The organism is Hallella colorans, assembly GCF_003096815.1.
Lineage (GTDB): Bacteria > Bacteroidota > Bacteroidia > Bacteroidales > Bacteroidaceae > Prevotella > Prevotella colorans.
The window spans coordinates 54,807-79,931 of record NZ_QENY01000010.1 but is presented as its reverse complement, the minus strand read 5'-3'; the positions used below and the strand labels follow the sequence as shown (position 1 = coordinate 79,931).

The following is a 25,125-nucleotide window of genomic DNA, read 5'->3' as shown; positions in this document are numbered from 1 at the left end:
CCTAAAGATATAATTATGAGCGAACGCAAACGAGCGTACAGCCTGCTGCTCCGGCAGATGGAAGCGCTTATTGACGGCGAGCATGACGAAACGGCGGTGCTCTCCAACGTGACCGCCCTGCTGCGCGACACTTTCCCAGAGCGGTTTTTCTGGGTAGGCTTCTATCTGGTGAGGCTCGACGCTTTACTGTTGGGCCCGTTTCAAGGCTCGGTGGCGTGCTTTCGCATAGAGCGCGGAAAAGGTGTTTGCGGAGCGGCATGGGCGCGCGGAGCGTCCATCGTGGTGCCAGACGTGGAGCGATTTGCCGGGCATATAGCTTGCAGTGACCTGTCAAGGTCTGAGATAGTGGTACCCATGCTCGACCGCGACGGAACGGTTTGGGGCGTGATAGACGTGGATAGCGCGATGGCGGATGCTTTCGACGAGACCGACAAAGAGGGGTTGGAGGGTGTGGCAACGCTGCTCTCCGCCCATTTGCGACCGTAAAAACCATGATAAAAGCTGTTTTTTACGAAAATTATTGCACTATCAGAAAATAATCTTTATATTTGTAAGGAAGAATTTTAATACTATAATAATATGTTAGACGTAAAAGAAACCCTCAAGAGTGCCGAGGAGAAGATGAAGAAAGGCGCGTCGTTTTTGGCAGAAGATTTGGCCCGCGTTCGCGCCGGTCGCGCCAATGCGGCTATCGTAGACGGTGTTCGTGTGAATGCGTATGGACAGGTGGTGCCACTTAACCAAGTGGCTACGGTCTCTGTGCCAGACGCTCGCACCATTACCATCAAGCCTTGGGATCGCAAGCAAATACAAGATGTGGAAAAAGGCATCATGGACAGTGACGTAGGCATTACGCCTGAGAACAATGGCGAGATGGTCATCTTGCACCTGCCACAACCCACTGAGGAACGCCGCAAGGAATTGGTGAAGCAATGCAACAAGTTGGGCGAGCAGACCAAAGTGCAAATACGTGGTATACGCTCTGACTTCAAAGACAAATTGAAGAAGGCTGTCAAGGACGGTCTTTCGGAAGATGTGGGCAAGGACGCCGAGAACGAGTTGCAGAAGTTGCATGACAAGTACGTCAAACAAGTGGATGACACACTGGCTGAAAAGCAGAAGGAAATTATGACCATATAATGTGGCTCTAATGCTTAATGCCTATTCAAGAGAGCCATGCTTTCATAATGCAGGGTGGCAAATGATGATTTGCCTTTCCTGTCGTTGTGTCTTCGTCGAATAGCGAAATTAGAATCTTGAAATATGTATTTTGAATTAAAGATTGCTTATGCGTGGCTTGGTCATTAAGAATACAGGCTCTTGGTACACCGTGAAAACCGATGACGGCAAAGTGGTGGAGAGCAAGATAAAGGGAAACTTCAGGCTAAAAGGCATTCGGAGCACCAATCCTGTGGCCGTGGGAGACCATGTGCGGATAGTGATAAATGCCGAGGGTACGGCATTCATTACGGAGATAGAAGACCGTAAGAACTATATCATCCGCAAATCGTCCAACCTCTCTAAGCAGAGCCATATATTGGCGGCAAACGTAGACCAAGCGTTCTTGGTGGTCACAATCAATTACCCAGAGACCTCCACCACGTTTATAGACCGTTTCCTCGCTTCGGCCGAAGCCTATCGAGTTCCTGTGGTACTGGTGTTTAACAAGGTGGACCTGTTGAGCGATGAAGAGTTGCGCTATCAGCAAATGATGATGGAGCTTTATGCCAATATTGGTTACGAGTGTCATCAGGTCTGCGCCATCAATCAGGATGACGGTACGACCGGAGGGTTCAACTCCCTGCTTGAGCTGCTGAGAGACAAAGTGACGCTGTTCGCAGGAAACAGTGGTGTGGGCAAGTCGACGTTGCTCAACGCTTTTGTTCCACACGCCGAAGCGCGGGTCGCGGCTATAAGTGCGGCTCACAATACGGGCGTTCATACCACCACCTATTCGGAAATGCACGAGCTGCCTTGCGGTGGATATATCATTGACACGCCCGGTATCAAGGGCTTTGGCACGTTTGATATGAACCCAGAGGAGATTACAGGCTATTTCAAAGAAATATTTAGATTTTCAAAGGATTGCCGTTTCAGCAATTGTACACATACGCACGAGCCAAACTGTGCCGTGCTGAAGGCTGTGGAAGAGCATTACATCGCGGCCTCAAGATACGAGAGCTATCTCGGCATGTTGGAAGATAAAGAGGAGGGCAAATACAGATAGCGGGCAAATATTGAAAGCTTGCGTTTTTCGGGTAAAGGTGGCAAAGGGGCTTACGCTACGCAAAAACGGCTAACGCCAGATGCTTTTACGCTAAAGCGATGGCGCGCGGAGATTCTGTTTTTGTGATTTATTCTTGATGTCTTTCTGATTCAATCGGCTGTCCATGCCAAATGTGTGGTATGTGGTGGATGGCTTGGTGGCAGAGGGATATAAATGTTTTGCCCAAACAATACCATCCTTTACAATAAAGCTCCAGCTTTTACCCTAATTCGCCCCCATGCTATTCCAAGCTACGAAACCAACACGACGTTCTGCCGTTTATTGCTGTTTATGGCGAGTTTTCTCATGGCACGAGCGGCCATCGAGGCCAAAGCGCGTCTTGCGCATGTCGTTGTCGACGATATGGTGGCGCGGCGACAAACCGCCGTTAGGCTATGGGGATGGGGCGCGACTGGCTTTGAGGCGCGCGCTGGCCAAAGTGACATGGAGATGCCCATGGGTTTATTTTTTTGCGTCTGCCCAGTGGAGGGGAACTATGGGGTCGTCGTAGAGGCGCCGGGAGAAGCTTGCAGGGATTGGCTCGCTCGTCGATGCGCGCGCAATAGTAGCTTGAATGAATGAGCATTAGATTGGTCGCGTGGTAACGCAAAGGTACGATTGAACGATTGATGAGGTAAGAATGGGATGATAAAAAGGCGAGAAACCATTGTTCTCTTTGTGGAAATAGATGCAAAAGGATATGTCAAACGGTGCAAAAATTCTTGGGCATGAGCGCAAAAAGAGGTACTTTTGCATCTATGAACATAGATGAGTTGAAAGATAAGCGCATAGCTGTTCTGCTTTCGGGTGGCGTTGACAGTTCTGTGGTGGTGCACGAGTTGGCGAGTCGTGGGCTTCGTCCCGACTGTTTTTACATACGTATTGGCCCTGAGGAGAAAGAGGCGTGGGATTGCAATTCTGAAGAGGACATGGAGATGTCTACGGCTGTCGCGGCTCGGTATGGGTGCAAGTTGCAGGTGGTTGACTGCCACAAGGAGTATTGGAGTGAGGTGACTCGTTACACCATGGAAAAAGTGAAGGCGGGCTATACACCCAATCCCGACGTGATGTGCAACCGCTTGATAAAGTTCGGGGCGTTCCATGAGAAGATGGGTTGGCAATACGATCTTATCGCCACGGGGCACTATGCGCAGACCGAATGGATAGACGGTAAAAAATGGCTAACCACGAGTCCGGATCCCGTGAAGGACCAAACCGACTTTCTCGCGCAGATAGAGGGTTGGCAATTGCGCAAGGCTATCTTTCCCATAGGGCACTACGAGAAGGGCGAGGTGCGCCAAATCGCCGAGCGAGAGCACCTTGTCAATGCTCGCCGCAAAGACTCGCAGGGTATCTGTTTCTTGGGCAATATAGACTACAATGAGTATGTGCGACGATACGTTGGAGAGCTTGAGGGCTATATCATTGAGCTTGAAACGGGACGCTTGGTGGGTCGTCACAAGGGCCATTGGTTCCATACCATCGGGCAGCGCAAGGGGCTTGGCCTTGGCGGCGGGCCGTGGTTTGTGGTGAAGAAGGATGCGGCGCGTAATATTTTGTATGTCAGTCATGGTTACAATCCAGACTCCGCATACAAGAAAGACTTCAAGATTCACGACCTGCACTGGCTCACGGAAACGCCCAAACGTGACGGGCGAGCCTCGCTGCATGTTGGAGATTTCGAACGGAGCGAACTGCCCGAGGGTTATATTCCTGTCACGTTTAAGATTAGGCACACTCCCGAATACCACCTTGGGTATCTTAAAATGACAAGCAAGAGTATGGTGTTGGACGGTGGTGAGGCCATGATTCATTCGCTTGACAAAATTCATGGCGTGGCCCCGGGGCAGTTTTGCGTGATTTACGATGAGCACCACCATCGATGTTTTGGGTCGGCCGAGATAACGATTTGATAGTTTGAAATGCCGTTATAGACGGCTATCAATTTATATTTAACAAAAAAAACATGCTATGGAAATGATTTTGACAACCACGCCTCAAATAGAGGGGCGTCGCATTTTAGAGTACAAAGGCTTGGTGACTGGTGAGACAATTATCGGCGCCAACGCTTTCAAGGATCTTTTCGCAAGTATAAGAGACATCATCGGTGGGCGCAGTGGCTCGTACGAGAAAGTGCTGCGGCAAGCCAAAGACACGGCCGTTGCGGAGATGCAAGAGCGTGCCCGGCAACTCGGTGGCAATGCCATCGTGGGCATAGACCTTGACTATGAGACCATTGGCGCTAACAATTCCATGCTTATGGTGACAGCGAGCGGAACGGCCGTGGTGATTTGACCCATGCCCCTGATAGACATGACACGCGCCTAAGACACACGTGAGACCATGTGTTGCTGGCGCGTTTTTCGTATCCTACCGTTCCAGTCGCGTGGCCGTTTTCTCGGTTTGGCGTTTCTTTTCCTCTATGGCTTTCTGGCCTTCTTGGCGCGATTTCTTTTTCTGTTCCTCCAAATTTTTGGCTCTTTCAGCCGCAAGCCGACGTTCCTCGAGTTCTTTTTTATAGGCGTTTACGATGGGGTCGTCGTCGTATTTGTCCATTTGGTTGAAAGTGCTACGTACCTTTTGTAGTTGTTTTTGGTCTCTTTGGTAACGTTTGTCCAACAATCTGGCCATGTCAAAAGTTACCACAATCTGGCCCCCTGAGTTTGCGGGCGGCGCGTTTCTCTGCCTTGTCCAATCGTTGACATTGTCTTGCAGCTCTCTCTTCCTGTCTTTTCCCCAAATTGTCACCTCGTTGATACGGTTGTGATTGGGCAGCAAAAACGTGGTGTCTTTCACCTCTCTGTATGACAACCGCTCTGTCAAATAGTTGGCTTTGTACACGGTTAGCGTGTCGAATTTGTCGGGAATGTGGCACACGCCGCGATAGTTGGTGGTATCTCGGCCGTTTTTCCCCCAAGCCACGATGACGTTTCGGATGGGCACGCGCGTTTCCATGTCAGCCACGACAAATTTTCTCGATGGCTCCGGTTGCCCTTGAGCATTGGCTGCTAATGAGGCAATTAACAATATGTAAACACATACGCCTCTCATAATAATATACAAATATAGTGTTTTAAGATGATAAATGACAGGTCTGTTAACTACTTTTATATTATGGATACCCTCATGTGCCAGCCATTAACGCATACGGAGCTTGGCATGGCTTGTTGTGGATGGCTATGGCGCGCAACATTTAGCTAAGTTTTCCCAGTCGTTGCAGAAGTCGGCGATTGTCGCGTATAATAAGTTGGCGCCTTCGTCAAGCAAGTCGCTGTCTGGAAGAGGCCCGCTGTTGATGGCCACTGTAAATATCTTCGCGGCCACGCCGGCGCGCACGCCCAAAGGCGCGTTTTCTACCACGATGCCTTGCCAAGGACGCAAATCACCTGCTCTTTCTAACCCCATGAGATATGGGTCTGGATGGGGTTTCCCTCGATTTACGTCGTAGGCGGTAACGATGTCGCTTTCTGTCAGAAATGCCTTGAAGTCGCGAGCCACCCTCCGAATGAGTGGCTTTTGTCCAGAGCCGGTGACAATACAGACACGCATGCCACAGGCTTTAATCTTTTGCATCAATGGCATCACGCCATCAAAGATGGGCGCTTCGCCCATACTGTGAAAAATTTCGGTCTTTACATCGTATATCTTTTGTGCTTCTTCAATGGATATTTCTTTGCCTTTTTGTTGCTTGACAAACATTCTGATGGTGTCAATTCCACGCGCCCCCTCGGTGGCGTAAGCGTCCGCCGCTGTCATGTCAAGGTCGAAACGAGCCATCGCCTCTTGCCATGCTACGGCGTGATGGGGCATGGAGTTGTAGAGCACCCCATCCATGTCGAACAATACGGCATGCGGCGAGAAAGCCCGGTCGCCTGTTTCTGGCGGTGCGACGGCGTTGTGTTGCCATTGTTTGTTGTATGCCTTGATAGCTTTGGAAATATTCATCATATCTTAAAATAAATGTGGGTGTAATCGAAACTACACCCACGATTCGTTGTCTTTTTTACCATAAGCCATTATGGTAGCGTTCTGTTTGCGATGCCTTCTTATTTGGAGAGTCTCTCCTTGATAGCTTTGCTCTCCGCCTCGTAGCCTGGCTTGTTGAGCAGCGCGAACATATTTTTCTTGTAGGCTTCTACTCCGGGCTGGTTGAATGGGTTCACCTCTTGTATCAATCCACTGATACCACAAGCTATCTCGAAGAAGTAGATGAGTTGTCCCAAATAGCGCTCGTCAAGTTTAGGAACGCTCACGCGGATATTGGGCACGTCGCCGTCCACGTGTGCCAAACTTGTGCCCAGCTCCGCCATCTTGTTTACTTCGTCCACGCGTTTGCCTGCGAGAAAGTTCAATCCGTCGAGATTTTCTTCGTCTGAGGGGAAGTCTAAACGATGGTTGGGGTTCTCAATGGAGAGCACAGTCTCAAAGATGGAGCGTTCTCCTTGCTGTATCCATTGGCCCATGGAATGCAGGTCGGTGGTGAAGTCGCACGCGGCGGGGAATATTCCCTTGTTGTCTTTGCCCTCGCTCTCGCCGTAAAGTTGTTTCCACCACTCGCCTATGAAGTGCAATTTAGGTTGGAAATTGACCACGATTTCTATTTTCTTGCCAGCTTGTTGGTATAGCGCCTGTCGCGTGGCGGCATATTGGGCGGCAATATTTTGGGCAAGGGGTACGTCTTTTCCAGTTGCTTTTTCCATATCCTGAGCACCCCTTATGAGTGCCTTGATGTCGTAACCGGCCACAGCTATGGGCAGCAATCCCACTGGGGTGAGCACTGAAAAACGTCCACCCACATTGTCTGGGATGACAAAACTCTTGTACCCTTCCTTGTCGGCGCATGTGCGAGCGGCTCCCTTTTTGGCGTCGGTGATAGCCACGATGACCTCTTTCGCCTCTGCCTTGCCTCGTTGGTTCTCGCATTGTTTCTTCAGCAGTCTAAAGGCCAATGCTGTCTCTGTGGTTGTTCCAGACTTGGAGATGTTGATGATACCAAACTTCTTGTCTTTGAGATATTCGGTCAGCTCGTAGAGATAATCCTCCCCGATGTTGTTGCCAGCGAACAGTATAGTTGGGTTTTTCTTGTCGTTGATGAGCCATGAGAAACTGTTTCCCAACGCCTCGATGACAGCCCTCGCTCCGAGGTACGACCCACCAATACCGGCCACTACCACCACTTCGCACTTCTTGCGCAGTGTGTTTGCCACCGCTTGTACCTCGTCAAGGAATTTGTCAGAAGTATTTGTTGGCAAATGCAACCAGCCGAGGAAGTCGCTACCCTCGCACGAACCGCTCTCCAAAGCCTCTTGGGCGGCTTTCACTTTGGGTTCTAAACCCTCCACCGCTCCTGCCTTGAGGAACTTGGTGGCCTTTGTAATGTCTAATTTGATCATTTCCATTATTTTTGACATTAAGACAGATTTTCAGACAGAAAGATGTGCAAACGCATTTCGCTGTCCGTTTATCCTGTGAATATTAAAAGTGTTTTTTAGAATCTCTCCCTCTTTCTTTTTACCTCGATTCGAAGTCCTCCCGGCTTGATGGGCGTAGGGGCCATCGACATATCTTGGCCTAATCACGCGCTCTGCCAAATCACCTGAACGAGTCTGTCAAGAGTTTTATCTCTCTCTTGGGATTGATACGCTCATACAAAATATTGTAGACGGCATCGAGAATGGGCATGTTGACATGCAGGTGTCGGTTTATTTCTTTCATACATTTGGTGCCGTAATATCCCTCCGCAATCATTTCCATCTCTATTTGCGCTGTTTTCACGCTATACCCTTGTCCAATCATCATACCAAAAGTGCGGTTTCGTGAAAAGTTCGAATAGCCTGTCACTAAAAGGTCTCCGAGGTAAACGCTGTCAATAATAGAGCGTTCCAGTGGGTGCACCACGGTGAGAAAGCGGTTCATTTCTTGTACAGCGTTGCTCATAAGCACCGCTTGAAAGTTATCGCCATATTTCAAACCATTGCAAATGCCCGCAGCTATGGCATAAACATTTTTCAGTACGGATGAGTATTCGATGCCCACGACATCTGAGGATAGCTTAGTCTTGATCACGTCAGAGTCCAGCACATCCGTAAAAGCTTTCGCTTTGACAAGGTCGCGGCAGGCTACCGTGAGATAGCTCAACCTGTCTAAAGCCACTTCCTCCGCATGCGAAGGGCCACCTATACAAGCCAAGTTGTCATAGCCCACATCAAATCTCTTGTGGAAATATTCTGAGCAAATCAGATTCTCATCTGGCACGATACCTTTGATGGCCGTGACGATAAATTTGTCTCGTATGTTTGTCTTGAGCTTCTTAAGATGGTTTTTCAGATAGGGCGATGGTGTGACGAACACCAACGTGTCGTAGGTCTTGGCTATCTTGTTGAGGTCTGACGAGAAGAATATCTCGTCCACGTCAAAATGCGCCGACGTAAGGTAGGCAGGGTTATGACCGAGGCGAATGAAATCCTCGATACGATCGTCTCGACGCATGTACCATCCAATGTGATGCGTATGGTTCACCACTATCTTAGCGATGGCCGTGGCCCACGATCCTCCTCCGATTATTGCTATCTTACCAATGTCGAACATAACTTATGACATTAGGACATGACGTTGGACATAAAGACATAAGAACAATTTTCTTTTTAGTTTCATTTTCATGCGAAAGAACATCAGTACATATTTCTATTGTGATTTTATGATACTGGACAACGCATTTGACCATGCTTGGGTCAATATGCCGTTCATGCCCATTTCATTAAGAAACTTATAGCGTTGCTGTCCTTTGTTTTCTTGTCTTTTAGTCTTTGTTAGCCTTGTCTATCCACGATTGGATTTCGTCGACAGACGGTTTTTTGTAATCTAACTTATATTTTTTGACGATTTCGCCAAGTTTTTGCTGTAAGCCTTGGGCTTTCTCGTCTTTGATGTCAGGTATAAGATTGAAACCTGCTTTGCGCAGCACGTACACCCAATCTTCCTCTACGCCAAGCTCCGCCCACTCGGCAATGGCGCTCTGGGGTATCTTCTTCTCCGGTTTTAGTTGTGGGAAGAGTATCACTTCCTGAATGTTCGGCTGCCCCGTCATCATCATTACCAATCGGTCTATCCCAATACCGATGCCCGAAGTGGGTGGCATGCCGTATTGCAACGCGCGCAAGAAGTCGTGGTCTATGACCATAGCTTCGTCGTCACCTTTGTCTGCAAGCAGCATTTGGTCTATGAATCGCTGTTCTTGATCGAGAGGGTCGTTCAGCTCAGAGTAGGCGTTAGCCAGTTCTTTGCCGTTCACCATCAACTCGAATCGCTCCGTAAGCCCCGGCTTGGAACGGTGCATCTTGGTCAGTGGAGACATCTCCACGGGATAGTCTATGATAAAGGTGGGCTGTATGAACGTACCCTCGCAAAACTCGCCAAATATCTCGTCGATGAGTTTGCCTTTGCCGAACGTCTCATCCACCGATTCCATTTTCAGGTTCTCGGTGGCTATCTTGTAAATCTCTTGTTCGGTTTTCCCCGTGAGGTCAAATCCTGTTTTCTCTTTGATGGCGTCTAATATGGGTAGCCGTCTGTATGGAGCCTTGAACGAGATGACATGCTCTCCGTTTTTTACCTCGGTGCTGCCGTTGACAGCCATGCAGATGGTTTCGAGCAATTTCTCGGTGAAGCTCATCATCCAGTTGTAGTCTTTGTACTGCACGTACAGCTCCATGCACGTGAATTCGGGGTTGTGAAACTTGTCCATGCCCTCGTTGCGAAAGTTCTTTCCTATCTCGTACACACCCTCAAAGCCACCCACTATCAGCCTCTTGAGGTATAACTCGGTGGCAATGCGCATATACATGTCTATGTTGAGAGCGTTGAAATGGGTGATGAACGGGCGTGCGCTCGCGCCGCCTGCGATACTTTGCAGCGTGGGCGTCTCCACCTCGGTGTACCCTGCCTCGTCAAAGAAGCGGCGCATGGTTCGCAGCACGGTGGCCCGTTTGAGGAACGTGTCTTTCACGCCATCGTTCACCACGAGGTCCACGTAGCGTTGGCGAGCGCGCAACTCTGGGTCGTCAAACTTGTCGAAAGTTTCGCCATCTTTATATTTCACGATGGGCAGGGGCTTGATGCTTTTGCTCAGCAACGTGAGTTCTTGGGCGTGTACAGACACCTCGCCGGTTTGGGTTTTAAACACAAAACCCTTTATGCCGATGAAGTCGCCAATATCCATCAGTTTCTTAAAGACCTTGTTATATAGCTCTTTGTTGTCTTCAGGGCAGATGTCATCACGGGTCACATAAACCTGGATGCGACCTTTGCTGTCTTGCAATTCCACGAAACTTGCCTTCCCCATCACCCGTCGGGTCATCATTCTTCCGGCTATCACGACTTCTCGTTTCTCATCCTCTTTAAACTCGTTGATGATATCCACGGAGAATGCGTTGGTCGGAAACTCGTTGGCGGGGTAGGGTGTTATACCCATATTGATTAGTTCTTGCAAGCTTTGGCGACGGCCTATCTCCTGCTCGCTCAATTCCAAAATGTTCATATTTATACTATTCCAATATATTCTTTCTAACGTGCAAAGTTAATAAAAAGTATTTAGAAAGAGGATGGTTTAATTAAATAATAATGTTCCCGGCATGCAATGCGCGTGCCACTTTTTGCATAATATTGGTTTGTGTCAATGCCAAAGGTGGTGGTTGGCGTGCCACGCTATGAGATGACGGCCCCTAAAAATGGGCGCGACTATACGTGGCGGGTTTGCGTCGCAACATTTATTGCATACGCCGCTCCGTTTGCCACTTGTTTGCGTTGTGAGCTTGCTGTCGTGTGTGTGGCATATCGTCGGAGTGAGGAAAACATGTTGAAAAATTCTGACAAAAGCCTCTCTGTGCTTTGCGTATTTGCGAATGGCGGACGCCTTGGCCGCAAATTCGTCAAAAATGGAGCTGTTTCGCAATTTGCTAAAAATCAGACTGTTAGTGTCTTTCGGTCGAAAATTTAGTGGATTTGCCCTTTAGCCAGCTTGCGATTCGGTTCTAATCGTGTCGTGATTAGGCTTTAATGGTCTTGCGTTTCATGCTTGAACGGCTTACGTTTCGGTCTTAAACGCAATGCCTTTGAGCACTAAACGCTCGATGCCGTGGCCATGTTTTGAGCCGGAGGCGTTAGAAATGGTGTCAAATCCGGTTTTCGCTTGGCTAAAAGAGGTTGTTTAGAGACGCTCGTTTTAGTGATAAAATATTTACGTCAGACACGTCTTCCGTGTATGGGCGAGCGTCACAACTTGATGTATAGGCGTTGTCTCCACAGTGTGTTGCCCATCGGCGCGCGCGGCGACACAAACAGGGCGGCATAGGCCATGCTGGCCCAATAGCCATCGGTGATCATGGCGTGGATAAGGTCGTAAAATGGTGTTTGTGATGCCCAAAACCGATGAGCAATAGCAATAGCGTATGTTTTTGCCGTTTTGTACACTATTTAGGCCACCATTTGAAGACATTTTTTCAGAGGCTAAGGCAGGCGGGCATGCCCATGATGAACAAGAAAGACAGAAACATGGGGGCGCGTTAGCTCATCCTGCTCCACTCGGCGTGTTATGGTATGGAGAATATTTGGTCGCCAGTATTGTTTTTTACAAATATCATGAGCATGACGGTGAATGAGCGAAGCGTATCGATGCCAACGTGGCATTGTGGTTGCGTGATTACGAAAGGATGGAGTTTTTGCGGATAGATTTTGGTGGGAAAAATGAGCGTGACCGTCCAATCGGACAGCCACGCACATGCCATGTTATGGAAATTTTGGGTATTTGTCGAAGTCTGGCTTTCGTTTTTCGAGAAATGCTTGGCCGCCCTCGTGGGCCTCGTCGAGCGTGTAGTAGAGCATGGTGGCGTCTCCTGCCAGTTCTTGTATGCCCGCTTGGCCGTCAAGTTCGGCGTTGAAGCCAGCTTTCATCATGCGCAAAGCCAATGGCGAACGCTCCATCATGATCTCCGCCCATTCCACGCAGGTGTCTTCAAGCTGGTCTATGGGAACCACCTTGTTGACCAGTCCCATGCGCTCCGCCTCCGTGGCCGAATATTGTTGGCAGAGAAACCATATTTCTCGCGCCTTCTTTTGGCCGACGATGCGGGCCAGGTAGCTGGCGCCAAAACCAGCGTCGAAGCTGCCTACCTTGGGGCCCGTCTGTCCGAATATGGCATTGTCGGACGCCACGGTGAGGTCGCACATCACGTGCAGCACGTGTCCGCCACCGATAGCGTAGCCGTTCACCATGGCTATGACGGGTTTGGGCAGCCGCCTGATTTGCATCTGCACGTCCAGCACGTTGAGCCTCGGCACGCCGTCTTGTCCCACGTATCCGCCCTTGCCCTTGACGTGCATGTCGCCCCCCGAGCAAAAGGCTTTGTCGCCGGCGCCGGTCAAAAGCACCACGCGTATGTCCAAACATTCGCGGCAATAGTTCAGTGCGCGCCCCATCTCCATGACCGTAAGCGGCGTAAAAGCGTTGCGATAGCGTGGCCTGTTGATGGTGATTTTGGCAATTTGATGAAACTCTTCAAAGAGGATTTCTTGAAAATCGAAGCCCTCTATTTTCTTCCATTCACGATGATTCATAAGCGTTTGTGATATTTAAATGTCGTTACGGGCGCGCATCGGTGAGGTGCGCCCATTGTTAGTTGGCTTGTTTTTTCTCGGCATAGAGATAGTCGTACAGCACCTTCGCGTCAGTCTCGGCGTTGGTGAAGACTTCGAGCAACACGGGTAAGGGGCAGTCTTCGTCGATGAGCTCTTCCAACCCGTCTCGAAGTTCTCGTGTGTTGCGAGCGGAAAAATATCGCACGTTGTTCTGTTCGCAAATGCCCTCAGCCGACGTGACGTGCGCGCCGCAAATTTCTTGCTCGCTCGCCGGACTGTCCGCCAGTCCTGGCAGCCCTCGAAAGATGGCGCCCTCGCCATTGTTGAGCAACAGTATGCGCAGGTTGCTGGTGAGGTTGTTGTTCCACAATGCGTTTTGATCGTAGAAGAAACTAAGGTCTCCGATGACGCAAAACACCAAGCAGTCTATGCCGCACGCATAGCCTACGGCGGTGGATAGCGAGCCCTCTATGCCGTTCATGCCGCGGTTTACGAACATGTATCTGAACAAGTAGGCCATACCCAAGCGTACCGATGTGCTGTTGGCAAAATGACATTCACATTCCAACGAGTTGGTGATGGCACAAAAATCGCGCACTGCGCTCATCTGCGAGAAACATGGGTCAAAGCTGTCCAAACGGTCACAACATCTTTGCATATATGTCATCCATAGATTGTTATACGGTGTTGTCGAGGCACCCTTGATGGTTGTGGCCAAGGCCTCCAACATGTCTGTGGTAGAGGCTTGGACAATGTCGGTGGCGTGCATGAATATGTCTCGCGCCGCACCGTCTTTGTTGACGATGAATGTCCGCGCGTCTTTGGCTTTCCTCAAAAACAGTCTTAGCCGTTTGCTCACGATGTTCCCGCCCATAAACACGATGACGTCGGGCAGGAATTTCTCTTCGTCACACTCCGCCTTGATGAGTGTCTCGTCAATGAAATAAGGTTCTGGATCGATAGCGTTACCCAATTGTTCCACGATCAGCGCGCAGTAATCGCCGAGTGTGCGAAACGAGTCGTCGACACCAATAAAATCCTCGTATTTGCTTTGTCCTATGACTATCATAGGCCGTTTGGCTTTTGCGAAGCAGCTAACAACCTCCGCCAGCGCTCCAATGTCGCATTGTGGCTCGTGCAAATGCATGACCCGCTCGGTGGGAAGGTGTTTTGCGGAGAAATCGAACAAGGGCTCGGAGATGGGCACGTTGATGTGCACCGGGCCGCCATCGCCCCGTTCAAGCTCGATGAGCGCCTCGTTGACAAGACGGTTGCAGTACCAATGCTCGGTGTCGTCGTGTGGCTCGGGCAGGTTGACGGCCTTGCGCACAAAGTGGGTCAAGGTCGTGGGCTGGTGCATGGTTTGGCCTTGTAGCTGCCCTATCATCGACGCGGGACGGTCGGCCGAGATGATGATGAGCTTGCGACGCTGGTACAGGGCTTCGGCCGCCGCGGGCGCTACATTGAGCAGTGCCGATCCAGAGGTGACGCAAACCACTACCGGCTCATCGGCCACTTGGCTCAAGCCCAAGGCGAAGAACCCTGCGGAACGCTCATCAGTAACGGGATAACATGTGATGGAGCCGCATGCCTTGAGGTTGTGAACGATAGGGGCGTTTCTGCTTCCGGGGCATACTACAGCGTGAACGACACCCCATTGTTGCAACAATGCCGTGAGAATGTTAACGTTTTCTTTGCTTGAATACATCATGATATGGTTTAGCAGATAAGCAAACGTCGCATGGTTTGCAGTTTGAACAGTGTTTCATCCCACTCGGCTTCTACCTCGCTGTCTGGCAAAATGCCACCTCCGGCATATAGGTTAAGGTGGTCGTGACATATCTCCATGCACCTTAATGAAACCAAAAGATGGGTATAATCTTTCAGAAATAGCGGACCGCAAAATCCGCTGTAATATTTTCTTTCTATATGTTCGTTGTCAAGTATGAATGCCTTGGCGTCTTCTTTGGGCATGCCACACACGGCGGGCGTGGGATGGAGAGCTTGTAACAAATGGCCAATGTGTTCGGGCTGGCGCAGCGAAAAGGTGAAATCTGTGCGTAAATGCAACAGCTGCGCTGCCACGGTGGTATAAGGCCCGTGATGTGAAACGTTGTCGGCGAATCGCTCAAGAATGTCTTTTATGTAAGAGGCTACATACCGTTGCTCTTGCAAATTCTTCTCGGACCAAATCGCGTTGGGCTGTGACGGTCGTCGTTGTTGCGCCCTCATGGTTCCGGCCAAGGCCATGGTGTGCCATTGGTTGGCTTTGCCACGTAGCAACAATTCGGGTGTAGCCATCAACCAAGTGCCGGCTTGGCGCATGGATACAAGTGCGATGTTTTGGTGTGGATACATGGCGCAGGCACGATGGAACAACATTTCCGGAGTCATCGTGGAGATGTGCTCCGTTCGGGCTTGACGCGACAAGACCAGCTTGCTGAAGCGTCCTTGAGCCACCGCGGCATGAAAAACGGCAAAGTCGCGTGTGTAATTGGCTTTGCCTGCGTCTTGTTGGCATGTTTCGTTTGGATGCTCTTGGACAAATGGTGACAATACGTTTTCGTGCTGTTCGACGATGTCTGGCCTCATCAACAAGATGGGGTGGCGCGGTGAGATGGCGAACGGGGCCATGACAAAGCCATTCTTTCCATCCAATTGGAGCATTGATTGAAGTGGCGAAGGCTCGCCCTTAGTCTGTGCGATAAATGTAAAATGGTTTTGCTCGGGCAATCGAAAATATGCGTAATTGTACAGTTTTTTGTCCACGAGTAAAGATTTCTTTTAATCCTTTGAGGCGCTCTCAGGCTTGTCTTTTTTAATAGTAGCCATCACGTAATTGGTGACATGCACGGTTGAGACAAGATTGCCAAGGGTGTCTTTCACGTCGATTTGCCATTCGTGAAATGTGCCGCCTTGATGTTGTAGCTTGCCATAGGCTGTGACAGTGTCGCCTTCCATGACAGCCCTGACGTGCGATCCACTAACGTTAATGCCCACACAAATTTTGTCTGGACATAGCGACATGGAACCCACTCCGGCCAAGTTTTCGGCCAAGGCCAATGTCGCGCCACCAGAAAGAAAACCGAATGGCTGACGGTTTAGTTTGTCAACCTTCATTCGCGCCATACAAGTGTCAGGCTCGGGCGTGGATATAAACTCGATGGCAAGGGTGTTGGAGAGTCCGTCTTGACTTGCGATGACTTTCTTTTGATGTTCTATATTCATGGATGTTTGTGTTTAGAGGTTGTTATTGCAAAGTTAATAAAAAGATTGGACAGAAGTTTATCCGCGTGCGTTTTTTTTGCTATCTTTGTGCGAAACTATTTGGTTGCCCATTCTTTCAATATACAGTAAAGTCGTTCGCAAGTTGAAAATATCATATATAGACAGGCTATTGCGTTTCAAACAACCCGCCGGAACGAGTCGAGGCGTGTACACAACACATCGTTCTTACTATGTACGCATAGAGCAAGATGGTGTTGTCGGCATAGGCGAATGTTCTGTATTGCCAGACCTTAGTTGTGACGCCATGCCCCAGGACCGTTACGAGCGGACGCTCGATAGGGTGTGCGCGTTTGTCGAGCGGACGGGCGGCATACCTTATGAGATGCTTCGTGGTTATCCATCCATTCTTTTCGGACTTGAAACAGCCTTTGCCCAGATTGACGCAAGAGGCTCCCTTGCTTTTTTTGACACGCCTTTTGCGCGAGGTGAAGAAGGTATTATTATCAACGGATTGATATGGATGGGCACGTTTGATGAGATGTTTGCGCGCCTTGAGGAGAAGTTGGAAGCAGGTTTTCGTTGTGTCAAACTCAAAATAGGCGCCATCGATTGGGAGAGAGAAATAGCTTTAATTCGTCATATTCGGGCGCGCTATGACAGTGGAACGATAGAGCTTAGGGTGGATGCCAATGGTGGGTTCACGCCAGAAAACGCACTCAATCGATTGGAGGAGTTGGCCCAATATGACATCCATTCCATTGAGCAGCCCATCCGTCAGCACCAGTGGCGCGAGATGGCTTGGCTGTGTGGCAAGTCGCCTGTGCCCATAGCCTTGGACGAAGAGCTCATTGGTGTGAACCAACTGAACATGAAATCCAACTTGCTTGATACGATAAGCCCTGATTACATCGTGCTTAAACCCAGTTTGCACGGGGGTATGGCGGGTTGTCGCGAATGGATAAAGATGGCCAAGGAGCGTAACATTGGCTCGTGGATAACATCTGCGTTAGAGAGCAACGTGGGGCTCAACGCCGTGGCTCAGTTCTGCGCGGAGGTGTACGGTTCGGAGCTCTTGTTACCCCAAGGGTTGGGCACGGGCATGCTCTATACCAATAATACCAAGACGCCATTGCGGATTGAGGGAGACAAACTATGGTTCTTGAGGAATTCTTAACCGCTTGGAATGATGGTGGAGATACCGTGATGGTCCAGACCAGCGGCTCCACCGGCATGCCCAAGGCCATGCGCGTGGAAAAGCGACGCATGCTTAACTCGGCTCGGATCACATGTGACTTTTTGGGCTTAACGTCCGCGGATACAGCCCTGCTCTGTATGAACCTTAAATATATAGGCGCCAAGATGATGGTGGTGAGGAGCTTGGAGCGTGGCATGCGATTAGTGACGGTCAGACCATCCGGGCATCCTTACGCTGAGTTGCCAACCGATTTTCGTGGTCCGGGACGCGTCACTTTTGCAGCGATGGTGCCACTTCAGGTTTACAATACGTTGCAAGTGCCCGAGGAAAACCGATGGTTGCGTGGCGTTAACCATCTCATTATTGGTGGCGGCGCTATCGATGCCCGTCTCGAGGAACAGCTCAAGACTTTTCCTCACCATGTTTGGAGCACCTATGGCATGACCGAAACACTTTCGCATATCGCCTTGCGCAGGCTTAATGGCAAAGCCGCAAGCGAGTGGTATAAACCTTTCCGCACGGTTCAAATTAGTCAAAATGCTGATGGGTGCCTTGTCATCGACGCCCCGCTGGTGCACGATGGGCCTCTCGTGACCAATGACAGGGTGGAGATAAAGCAGGGCAAAGGTTTCAGAATTTTGGGACGGAGGGACAATGTTATAGTCTCAGGCGGCGTGAAAATCCAGATAGAAGAGGTGGAAAAAAAACTCCAACGCATACTCGCCGCCCCTTTTCTCATTACAAAATCACGATCTGAAAAATTTGGCGAGCAGGTGGCGTTGCTCACCGAGGACACCGATATTGACAAGGTTATGGGCGTTTGCTTGGCCACTTTGCCCAAATATTGGGTACCTCGCAAATATGTTCATGTGGACCGAATACCGCTTACGGATAACGGCAAGCCTGCCCGAAAGATTGCCGAGCAGATGGTCTTGTGAAGGCAAGTATGAACCATTGTTTGCCTTTTTTATTTCTATACCTTATTATATATGTATTTGATGGCGTAGCCTCGCGTCTGCCATGCCAATATTGTGTGTGTAAGATGATGGTGCCCGCCTGTTCTTTTTGTTCTTTGAATGATGATGTAATTTTTTTTCATCTATCGCGAAAGATATGCCGTTCACCATTTTTTTTGTCTTTAAATATCAAATCGTGGCAAATAAACTTGGTAGTATCTCTTTTTTTGTTGTATCTTTGTCGCATACTTTTATTCGTTAGAAGATTTGCGTTATGACTTTTACAAGCGCGAACATAAAAAATCTATCGATTAAAAACAACAAACGACTTCTTGAATGTTGTATTGATTATCAGAACAGCTACAGATGCGATTTAGACTACTTTTATTGATTATTCTTTTTTGCAGCCAGTCTCTTTTTGCTATCCAATTCAAGCATTTAGACAGCAAGGACGGCCTGTCTCAGCTATCTGTTCTGTCTATTTACCAAGACAAATTGGGCCGAATGTGGTTTGGTACAGAGGAGGGAGTCAATATCTTTGATGGCTATAGCATCATTCCTTATAAGACATTCATTAGCAATGACGATCGCAATAAGCAGCGCAAAACGAACATTGTCACTGATGTAAGCGCTATTGTTGGCGACACGGCTGGCAATGTTTATTTCATTTCCAACCATTCGGTGGTACGCTATGACTTAGCCTTGCAGAAATTTCGATTTGTCGTTCAAGGCGGCGTTTACAGCCTTTACAGCATTGATAATATGTTGTATGTGGGGCGACACAATACTTTGCTTTGTTTGAGCACTACAGGAGGCTCTCCCAAAACCATTTGCAAGGTGCCGGCCGGCCGGCATATCACCTATATATATAGGGACGGTCGCAAGCGTTTGTGGATAGGAACCTCCAATGGACTCTATCGAAAGGATGGCGGAAAGATGCTCCGTGAGATCATCCCCCAATGCGAAATCTACGAGATTTTCGAGGATTCGCGTCACAATGTATGGGTGTCCACGCGCGACAACGGTTGCTTCCTTTTGAGGAACGCGGGTGGAATGGTCAACTTCTTGGCGCATGACAAAGACGCTTGGCAGTCTTATTACAACTTCTCGCAGTCTGAAACGTTTACCAGTGGGCGCATAGCCGGTAACATGGTGCGTGGCATCAATGAAGATTCTGATGGTAATATCTGGATAGGCACATTCATGGGACTTAACAAATACGACTACCATACAGGCCTGTTCACGGTTTACGCCCACACTAACAATCCATACAGTTTGAGCCACTCATCGGTCTTCCCGGTGTACAAGGATAGGAACGGCACTATATGGGTAGGCACTTATTTTGGTGGCGTGAACTATTTCAACCCACGTACAGACATGTTCACCTTCTACTCGGCAGACGTCAATCGCACCGATTGCCTTAGCTATCCGTTTGTTGGGCACATGGTGGAGGATAAAAACGGATACCTATGGATTTGCACCGAAGGTGGCGGCCTAAATAGGCTGGACCGAAAAACTGGCAAGATAACCCATTACATGAAGGGGCGAAATGGTAACGACATTGTGCATAACAACCTTAAAAACATAGTCTACGACGCTAAAAGGAACAAACTCTATATAGGAACGCATACCGGCGGATTGACATATTATGATATTACCGCCAATCGTTTCCATAACATTTGGAACATTCATCCCGATTATCGGTCGCGTTTTGGCGATCAAATTTTTGGCATGTGCCTCATCGGTGACATGTTGGTCTTCACCACTCCACAGGGTATTTGGAAAGCCAATGTAGAGACAGACCGTATAGAACCGCTCTTCCCTTCGGGGAAAAACTATGGCAATTCTTCCTTCCATATTGACCACAAAGGGTATATATGGATTGCTGCCGACGCAGGACTGTATAGGATAAAACTCAACAACGAGCGCGACCAGCGGTATTATAAGGCTGGAACCAAGGGATTAAGCCCCTATTATGTTACAGACATCAACGAAGATAGCCATCGCCGCATCTACGTGGTGACACGTGGAGGAGGTATGGCACAATATGATTCAAAGGCTGATTCGTTCATTGTCATGAATGTGCAAAATTGCGGAATTGTTAGTAATTTCTGTTACGAGGTAGTGCCTTCTGGCAAGTACTTGCTCATCAACTCTGACCGAGGCATCAGTATTTTTGACCCTTCGACACGTTTGGCACGCAATATCGAGTTCTCACCTGACTTCCCCCTCACGGGCATGCACCGTGGTTGTGGTATGGTGACTTGTCGCGATGGTAGCGTATTTGTGGGTGGAACCAACGGGCTCGTGTCGTTCAGGACTGAGAAAATCAGGGATGCCCGTAATGGTTGCAAGCTGTATGTGTCACGCCTTTTTGTCAAGAACAAGGAGGTATTGCCTGGCGATGACACAGGCGTGCTCAGTGTCGCGGCCTATCGCACGAAACGCATCGACCTCAAGCATAGCCAGAACGACCTGACTATTATGTTTGCCAAAACCGACTATGTGGGCACATATCATAACACTGTGTACGAATATATGATGGAGGGCTACGAGGACCGATGGGTGCAAACCACTTCGCACCGTATCACTTACACACAGATAGTGCCCGGATCGTATACCCTTGTCATCAGGGAGAAGCCACGTATGGGGCAGAGAGAAACGCCCGAGTTGAGGTTGAGGGTGGTGGTGCATCCGCCCTTGTACAAGACATGGTGGGCTTACCTCGTTTACATGGTGCTCTTTCTTGGTGGCGTTTACTATGTGTACCGTTTCAAAAGAGCTGAACTTTTGCTTCGCACTTCTTTGGAAATGGAGAAAAAAGAAAAAAAGAACATAAATGAATTGAACAAGGCCAAGCTGCGTTTCTTTACCAGTATATCCCATGAGTTCCGGACACCGCTCACGCTACTCATCACCAAACTTGATGCCATCATCGCCGAGACCACATCCGGAACGACGCTGCACAAGAAGGTCAAGGCCCTGAGCCAGCATGCCAACCAGCTGATGGAGCTGATCAATGAGCTGTTAGACTTTCGTAAGATGGAGCAGGGTTTCACCCGTTTGGAGGTGGCAGAGACCGACATGGTGGCCTTTGCGCAAAATGTCTACCAGGGTTTTGTGGCGTATGCCCAGACTCACAACGTGACCTATCGTTTCTCGTCGACAGAACCTTCCATCCTATGCTGGTTTGATGCCAAGCAGATGGAGAAAGTGCTTTACAACTTGTTGTCCAACGCTTTTAAGTATGTGAACAAACAACAAGGCATGGTAGAGGTGCAGGTGTCGGCCGAGCAAGACAGCGTGATCCTAAAAGTCATGGACAATGGTGTGGGTATTCAGCGCAAGGATATGAACAAAATCTTTGACCGCTTCTACCAGATTGGCGAGAGTCCAGATGGCGTTGGTCATGTCATGGGCACAGGCATAGGCTTGGCGCTGGTAAAGGAGATTGTGGATTTGCATCATGGGTTGGTGCACGTGGAGAGTTCGCCCGGCTATGGCTCCATCTTCATCGTCACGCTGCGCAAGGGTAGGGAAATGTTTTCTGATGATGAGATAGTTGAAGCCAATCGTGAGGCGGTTCCTCTCAAACCATACAATGAAAAAGTTTTGACAGACCAAGACGAGACTGTTGACGAGCTTATTCCGCTGCCTCCGTCCGAGAATGGCGGGTCGTACACCGTGCTCTTGGTGGAAGACAACGAGGATTTGCTCATAACCCTAAGCGAGCTTTTCGGAAAGACTTATCGTGTGTTGACAGCCCGTGATGGGGTGGAGGGTCTGGAAATGACGCGGAAAGAAATGCCCGACTTGGTGGTTAGCGACGTGATGATGCCCCGCATGAGTGGCACAGATATGTGCAGACGCATCAAGGATGATATTACGGTGTGCCATATACCCGTGGTGCTGCTTACAGCTATGGGTTCCACGGAGAGCACCATTGAGGGCTTCAGGTGCAATGCCGATGAGTATGTGCCCAAGCCATTTGACGCGCGGTTGCTTATTGTGCGGTGCAACAACCTCGTAAGATCTCGCATATTGCTGCGCAAAAAATTTATGGAAGAAGACAGGGGGGCAGCTGAATTGCTGGCCACCACCCCATTAGACCGCGAGTTTCTCAAACGATGTGACAGCTACATCGAGGCCAATATGGCTAATTCTGACTTCTCCGTGGACATGATGGCCAAGGCTATGATGATGGGTAGGAGCAGCTTTTTCAACAAGTTCAAGGAGCTCACGGGCATGACCCCAAACGACTATATGCAGAACTATCGGTTGCGTGCCTCCGCTATTTGGCTGAAAGATAAACCTGATTTGCAAATATCTGACATTGCCTATCGGTTAGGGTTCAGTTCGCCACGCTATTTTTCTTATTGTTTCAAGACTAAATATGGCATGACCCCTAAGGAGTTCAGGAGCAAGGACGCATAACAACGCTTGGATGACTTGAGTATTTGAAAATATAAGACAAAAGGGCTTTCATTTTTCGCTTATTTCCAAACGATGGCATGCTTGCTCGTAAATACGCGAAAAATGGACGTGTTTTGTATTATGCAGTTGTACAGCAAGTTATACAAATTTTTTAGTTTTTCTTTCAAAAATTCATATTTTCTGTGTTGCGATTGGGTATTCATGGCGGGCCGATTACGCCTTGATCGTATTGTGTGTAAGGCTTAAACGCGTTGCGATTGGGCACTAAAGGCGTTGCCAATGGGTAGCAATGGGCCTAAACCTATGTGAGAACGCTGGTGACGAAGCTGTTTTTACCTGTAAAATTTATAATTTTTTATGTAGAAGAGATGGCGTTCAGAGGTCTTTTTTTATGATTTAAAATTGACAAAAAGTATTTGCTGTGGTGTGTTTCCAACTTTTCTGTTGCGATCGTAGGGCTGTTAGCAGGGTGGAAGATAACCATGAATTTTACAATATGATTATACTGCATTGTCTGTGCCATATTGAGTTAATGCTTTGTGAGACAGTATGGATAGGTATCTGGAATGCTTGTTAAAAACTATGATTAGATTATTTTGTACATAGTTTGTACAATGGTGGCACCTGCTCGTGGATAGTATTTCGTAACTTTGCGACGAAACAATCAGGAAACTTTGCATAGTCTATATTTTAATTTGAATAATCTATATAATTTAATATGAGAATAAGAACGAATAAAGGTGTTGAACTGAAAAAGACGTTCGGCATATTGGCAGGAAGCATGGCTATGGTGCCACAGATGGGCCTGGCTCAATCTGTTGCCTCCCAAAACCCGAGGCTGCCAAATGTGGTTTATGTTTTTCCTGATCAGTTTCGCAACTTTGCTATGGGATTCTGGGGCCGGCCAGAATATATGAACAAACTACGTACAGTGGGCGATCCGGTCCATACGCCCAATATAGATAGGTTCGCAGGCGAATCAGTGGTGCTAAGCTCAGCCATGAGCAACTGCCCACTGAGTAGCCCGCACCGTGGCTCCTTGATGACGGGGATGTACCCCAACAAGAGTGGAGTGCCACTGAACTGTAATTCGAGTAGGCCGTTGAGCAGTCTGCGTGATGACGCCAAGTGCGTGAGTGACGTGCTGAGTGAGGCTGGCTATGACTGTGCGTATATCGGCAAATTGCATGCCCACACCCCGCTTCGCAATGACCCTGACCGTCCTGGACAATACGTGGAAGACCGTGTGCCAGCGTGGGATGCCTATACACCGGCTAACCAACGCCACGGCTTTAACTATTGGTATTCTTACGGAACCTTTGACGTGCACAAGAACCCACACTATTGGGACACCAATGGTAAGAAGCACGAGCCTAAAGAGTGGTCGCCCATTCATGAGGCAAAAAAAGCAGTGTCCTATATCAAGAACGAGGGCAACGTGCGCGATTCGAACAAGCCTTTCTTTATAATGGTGGGTATGAATCCGCCTCATAGTCCCTACAGGTCTTTGGACGACTGCATGTCAGAAGACTTTGCGCTCTATAAAGACAAACCCCTTGACCAATTGTTGGTACGTCCTAATGCCAACACCAAGATGGAAAAAGCAGAGAGCGCTCGTTATTATTTTGCTTCGGTTACGGGCGTGGACCGTGCGTTCGGCATGATTTTGCAAGCCCTTAAAGATGCCGGCTTGGACCAAAACACTATCGTGGTGTTCACGTCTGATCATGGAGAGACCATGTGTAGCCAGAACACTGACGACCCGAAAAACTCGCCTTACGCTGAGGCGATGAACGTGCCGTTTATCGTGCGATACCCCGGAAAGATGACCCCTCGCGTGGACAACTTGTTATTGTCATCGCCAGATATCATGCCTACGCTGCTTGGTATGGTCGGACTGAAAGACAACATACCTGCCGAGGTGCAAGGAACCGACTATTCGCAGCTATTTTTTGACAAGAATGCCAAGATAAAAAGACCAGAGGGCGTGCTATACATACAAAATGTAGATGGTGATAAAAACGCCGAGGGTAAGGTAATGAACTATTTTGCCAAGGCTCGTGGTATCAAGACCGCCGACTATACGCTGGCTTTTTATGTAAACCGAAAAAACCAGTTGCAAGAGGTAAGATTTTTTGATGACAAGAATGATCCATACCAAATGCACAACCTCGCCATAGAGAAACACCCCCAAACAGTCAAAAAACTATGTGCACAATTGGGAAAGCTATTGAGAGAAATAGACGATCCTTGGTATCAAAAACGCGTTTTGCCCCAATTGATAAAATATTGATACGCACACAAAATATTAACTATATAAACATTAATCTATAATAATCCTAAAAATTAACAGCATGGAAACTTCTAAAAGTAATGTGCATTTGAAGAGGGTGTTCCTGTGTACGGCAATGTCT

The 25,125-nt window shown here is 48.8% G+C and carries 21 protein-coding genes; 10 read left to right on the top strand and 11 right to left on the bottom strand.

All coding sequences use genetic code 11. The annotated features are described in order from the left end of the window. Nucleotides 1-15 precede the first annotated feature (15 nt). The 6 genes from C7379_RS06540 (at nt 16) to C7379_RS06515 (ending at nt 4,561) form a co-directional block, all read left to right on the top strand. Nucleotides 16-486: a GAF domain-containing protein gene (locus C7379_RS06540; protein WP_116616558.1), complete on the top strand. Its 471-nt coding sequence runs from the start codon at nt 16-18 to the stop codon at nt 484-486. 93 nt (nt 487-579) lie between these two features. After that, a complete protein-coding gene (gene frr / locus C7379_RS06535) occupies nt 580-1,140 on the top strand; it encodes a ribosome recycling factor (RefSeq protein ID WP_116616557.1) in 561 nt (186 codons plus the stop codon). Between the two features lie 148 nt (nt 1,141-1,288). Next, on the top strand, nt 1,289-2,227 hold the full coding sequence (gene rsgA, locus C7379_RS06530) for a ribosome small subunit-dependent GTPase A (protein WP_116616556.1): 939 nt from the start codon (nt 1,289-1,291) through the stop codon (nt 2,225-2,227). A 330-nt stretch (nt 2,228-2,557) separates the two neighbouring features. Further along, the gene (locus C7379_RS06525) at nt 2,558-2,848 is read left to right on the top strand and encodes a hypothetical protein (protein ID WP_116616555.1); all 291 of its coding nucleotides are present in this window, start codon (nt 2,558-2,560) and stop codon (nt 2,846-2,848) included. Between the two features lie 176 nt (nt 2,849-3,024). Further along, on the top strand, nt 3,025-4,179 hold the full coding sequence (mnmA, locus tag C7379_RS06520) for a tRNA 2-thiouridine(34) synthase MnmA (protein ID WP_116616554.1): 1,155 nt from the start codon (nt 3,025-3,027) through the stop codon (nt 4,177-4,179). A gap of 64 nt (nt 4,180-4,243) precedes the next feature. After that, a complete protein-coding gene (locus C7379_RS06515) occupies nt 4,244-4,561 on the top strand; it encodes a heavy metal-binding domain-containing protein (protein WP_116616578.1) in 318 nt (105 codons plus the stop codon). 75 nt (nt 4,562-4,636) lie between these two features. On the opposite strand, the gene C7379_RS06510 is transcribed toward C7379_RS06515, so the two are convergent. The 11 genes from C7379_RS06510 to C7379_RS06455 form a co-directional block, all read right to left on the bottom strand. After that, nucleotides 4,637-5,317, bottom strand: coding sequence for a hypothetical protein (locus C7379_RS06510; protein WP_116616553.1), 681 nt, complete (start codon nt 5,315-5,317; stop codon nt 4,637-4,639). Between the two features lie 126 nt (nt 5,318-5,443). Then, on the bottom strand, nt 5,444-6,214 hold the full coding sequence (locus C7379_RS06505) for an inorganic diphosphatase (RefSeq protein WP_116616552.1): 771 nt from the start codon (nt 6,212-6,214) through the stop codon (nt 5,444-5,446). 98 nt (nt 6,215-6,312) lie between these two features. Continuing rightward, on the bottom strand, nt 6,313-7,665 hold the full coding sequence (locus C7379_RS06500; protein WP_116616577.1) for a glucose-6-phosphate isomerase: 1,353 nt from the start codon (nt 7,663-7,665) through the stop codon (nt 6,313-6,315). A gap of 193 nt (nt 7,666-7,858) precedes the next feature. Further along, nucleotides 7,859-8,854 (bottom strand): NAD(P)H-dependent glycerol-3-phosphate dehydrogenase, encoded by a 996-nt coding sequence (locus C7379_RS06495; protein ID WP_116616551.1) that lies wholly within the window; start codon nt 8,852-8,854, stop codon nt 7,859-7,861. A 211-nt stretch (nt 8,855-9,065) separates the two neighbouring features. Then, the gene (gene lysS, locus C7379_RS06490; protein ID WP_116616550.1) at nt 9,066-10,802 is read right to left on the bottom strand and encodes a lysine--tRNA ligase; all 1,737 of its coding nucleotides are present in this window, start codon (nt 10,800-10,802) and stop codon (nt 9,066-9,068) included. Between the two features lie 734 nt (nt 10,803-11,536). Then, nucleotides 11,537-11,734, bottom strand: a complete 198-nt coding sequence (locus tag C7379_RS06480; RefSeq protein WP_116616548.1) for a hypothetical protein — start codon at nt 11,732-11,734, stop codon at nt 11,537-11,539. A 119-nt stretch (nt 11,735-11,853) separates the two neighbouring features. Next, nucleotides 11,854-12,048, bottom strand: coding sequence for a hypothetical protein (locus tag C7379_RS06475; protein ID WP_116616547.1), 195 nt, complete (start codon nt 12,046-12,048; stop codon nt 11,854-11,856). A 1-nt stretch (nt 12,049) separates the two neighbouring features. Continuing rightward, nucleotides 12,050-12,877, bottom strand: coding sequence for a 1,4-dihydroxy-2-naphthoyl-CoA synthase (menB, locus tag C7379_RS06470; RefSeq protein ID WP_036893456.1), 828 nt, complete (start codon nt 12,875-12,877; stop codon nt 12,050-12,052). A gap of 58 nt (nt 12,878-12,935) precedes the next feature. Next, nucleotides 12,936-14,609 (bottom strand): 2-succinyl-5-enolpyruvyl-6-hydroxy-3-cyclohexene-1-carboxylic-acid synthase, encoded by a 1,674-nt coding sequence (menD, locus tag C7379_RS06465; RefSeq protein WP_336469918.1) that lies wholly within the window; start codon nt 14,607-14,609, stop codon nt 12,936-12,938. 8 nt (nt 14,610-14,617) lie between these two features. Then, entirely contained in the window at nt 14,618-15,667 is a 1,050-nt protein-coding gene (locus tag C7379_RS06460; protein WP_116616545.1) for an isochorismate synthase, read from the bottom strand. Nucleotides 15,668-15,682: 15 nt separating this feature from the next. Next, entirely contained in the window at nt 15,683-16,126 is a 444-nt protein-coding gene (locus C7379_RS06455) for a PaaI family thioesterase (protein ID WP_116616544.1), read from the bottom strand. 142 nt (nt 16,127-16,268) lie between these two features. On the opposite strand from C7379_RS06455, the gene C7379_RS06450 reads away from it, so the two are divergent. The 4 genes from C7379_RS06450 to C7379_RS06435 all read left to right on the top strand — a co-directional run bounded on the left by C7379_RS06450 (nt 16,269) and on the right by C7379_RS06435 (nt 25,004). Then, entirely contained in the window at nt 16,269-17,300 is a 1,032-nt protein-coding gene (locus C7379_RS06450) for an o-succinylbenzoate synthase (protein ID WP_116616543.1), read from the top strand. Continuing rightward, nucleotides 17,279-18,259 carry an AMP-binding protein gene (locus tag C7379_RS06445; protein WP_116616542.1) on the top strand — a complete coding sequence of 327 codons (981 nt, stop codon included), beginning with the start codon at nt 17,279-17,281 and terminating at the stop codon, nt 18,257-18,259. Before C7379_RS06450 ends, C7379_RS06445 begins: the two co-directional genes overlap by 22 nt. A 384-nt stretch (nt 18,260-18,643) precedes the next feature. Next, nucleotides 18,644-22,711 carry a hybrid sensor histidine kinase/response regulator transcription factor gene (locus tag C7379_RS06440; RefSeq protein WP_116616541.1) on the top strand — a complete coding sequence of 1,356 codons (4,068 nt, stop codon included), beginning with the start codon at nt 18,644-18,646 and terminating at the stop codon, nt 22,709-22,711. A 748-nt stretch (nt 22,712-23,459) separates the two neighbouring features. Continuing rightward, nucleotides 23,460-25,004 carry a sulfatase family protein gene (locus C7379_RS06435; protein ID WP_419185307.1) on the top strand — a complete coding sequence of 515 codons (1,545 nt, stop codon included), beginning with the start codon at nt 23,460-23,462 and terminating at the stop codon, nt 25,002-25,004. Nucleotides 25,005-25,125: the final 121 nt, after the last annotated feature.

What these genes read in the sequence shown, in the direction of transcription:
- frr (WP_116616557.1), top strand. Translation starts at nt 580, where the DNA reads ATGTTAGACGTAAAAGAAACCCTCAAGAGTGCCGAGGAGAAGATGAAG.
- C7379_RS06510 (WP_116616553.1), bottom strand. Translation starts at nt 5,317, where the DNA reads ATGAGAGGCGTATGTGTTTACATATTGTTAATTGCCTCATTAGCAGCC.
- menB (WP_036893456.1), bottom strand. Translation starts at nt 12,877, where the DNA reads ATGAATCATCGTGAATGGAAGAAAATAGAGGGCTTCGATTTTCAAGAA.
- C7379_RS06455 (WP_116616544.1), bottom strand. Translation starts at nt 16,126, where the DNA reads ATGAATATAGAACATCAAAAGAAAGTCATCGCAAGTCAAGACGGACTC.
- C7379_RS06440 (WP_116616541.1), top strand. Translation starts at nt 18,644, where the DNA reads ATGCGATTTAGACTACTTTTATTGATTATTCTTTTTTGCAGCCAGTCT.
- C7379_RS06445 (WP_116616542.1), top strand. Translation starts at nt 17,279, where the DNA reads ATGGTTCTTGAGGAATTCTTAACCGCTTGGAATGATGGTGGAGATACC.
- C7379_RS06505 (WP_116616552.1), bottom strand. Translation starts at nt 6,214, where the DNA reads ATGATGAATATTTCCAAAGCTATCAAGGCATACAACAAACAATGGCAA.
- C7379_RS06515 (WP_116616578.1), top strand. Translation starts at nt 4,244, where the DNA reads ATGATTTTGACAACCACGCCTCAAATAGAGGGGCGTCGCATTTTAGAG.
- C7379_RS06495 (WP_116616551.1), bottom strand. Translation starts at nt 8,854, where the DNA reads ATGTTCGACATTGGTAAGATAGCAATAATCGGAGGAGGATCGTGGGCC.
- C7379_RS06540 (WP_116616558.1), top strand. Translation starts at nt 16, where the DNA reads ATGAGCGAACGCAAACGAGCGTACAGCCTGCTGCTCCGGCAGATGGAA.
- C7379_RS06475 (WP_116616547.1), bottom strand. Translation starts at nt 12,048, where the DNA reads ATGGCATGTGCGTGGCTGTCCGATTGGACGGTCACGCTCATTTTTCCC.
- lysS (WP_116616550.1), bottom strand. Translation starts at nt 10,802, where the DNA reads ATGAACATTTTGGAATTGAGCGAGCAGGAGATAGGCCGTCGCCAAAGC.
- C7379_RS06525 (WP_116616555.1), top strand. Translation starts at nt 2,558, where the DNA reads ATGGCGAGTTTTCTCATGGCACGAGCGGCCATCGAGGCCAAAGCGCGT.
- C7379_RS06500 (WP_116616577.1), bottom strand. Translation starts at nt 7,665, where the DNA reads ATGGAAATGATCAAATTAGACATTACAAAGGCCACCAAGTTCCTCAAG.
- rsgA (WP_116616556.1), top strand. Translation starts at nt 1,289, where the DNA reads ATGCGTGGCTTGGTCATTAAGAATACAGGCTCTTGGTACACCGTGAAA.
- mnmA (WP_116616554.1), top strand. Translation starts at nt 3,025, where the DNA reads ATGAACATAGATGAGTTGAAAGATAAGCGCATAGCTGTTCTGCTTTCG.
- menD (WP_336469918.1), bottom strand. Translation starts at nt 14,609, where the DNA reads ATGATGTATTCAAGCAAAGAAAACGTTAACATTCTCACGGCATTGTTG.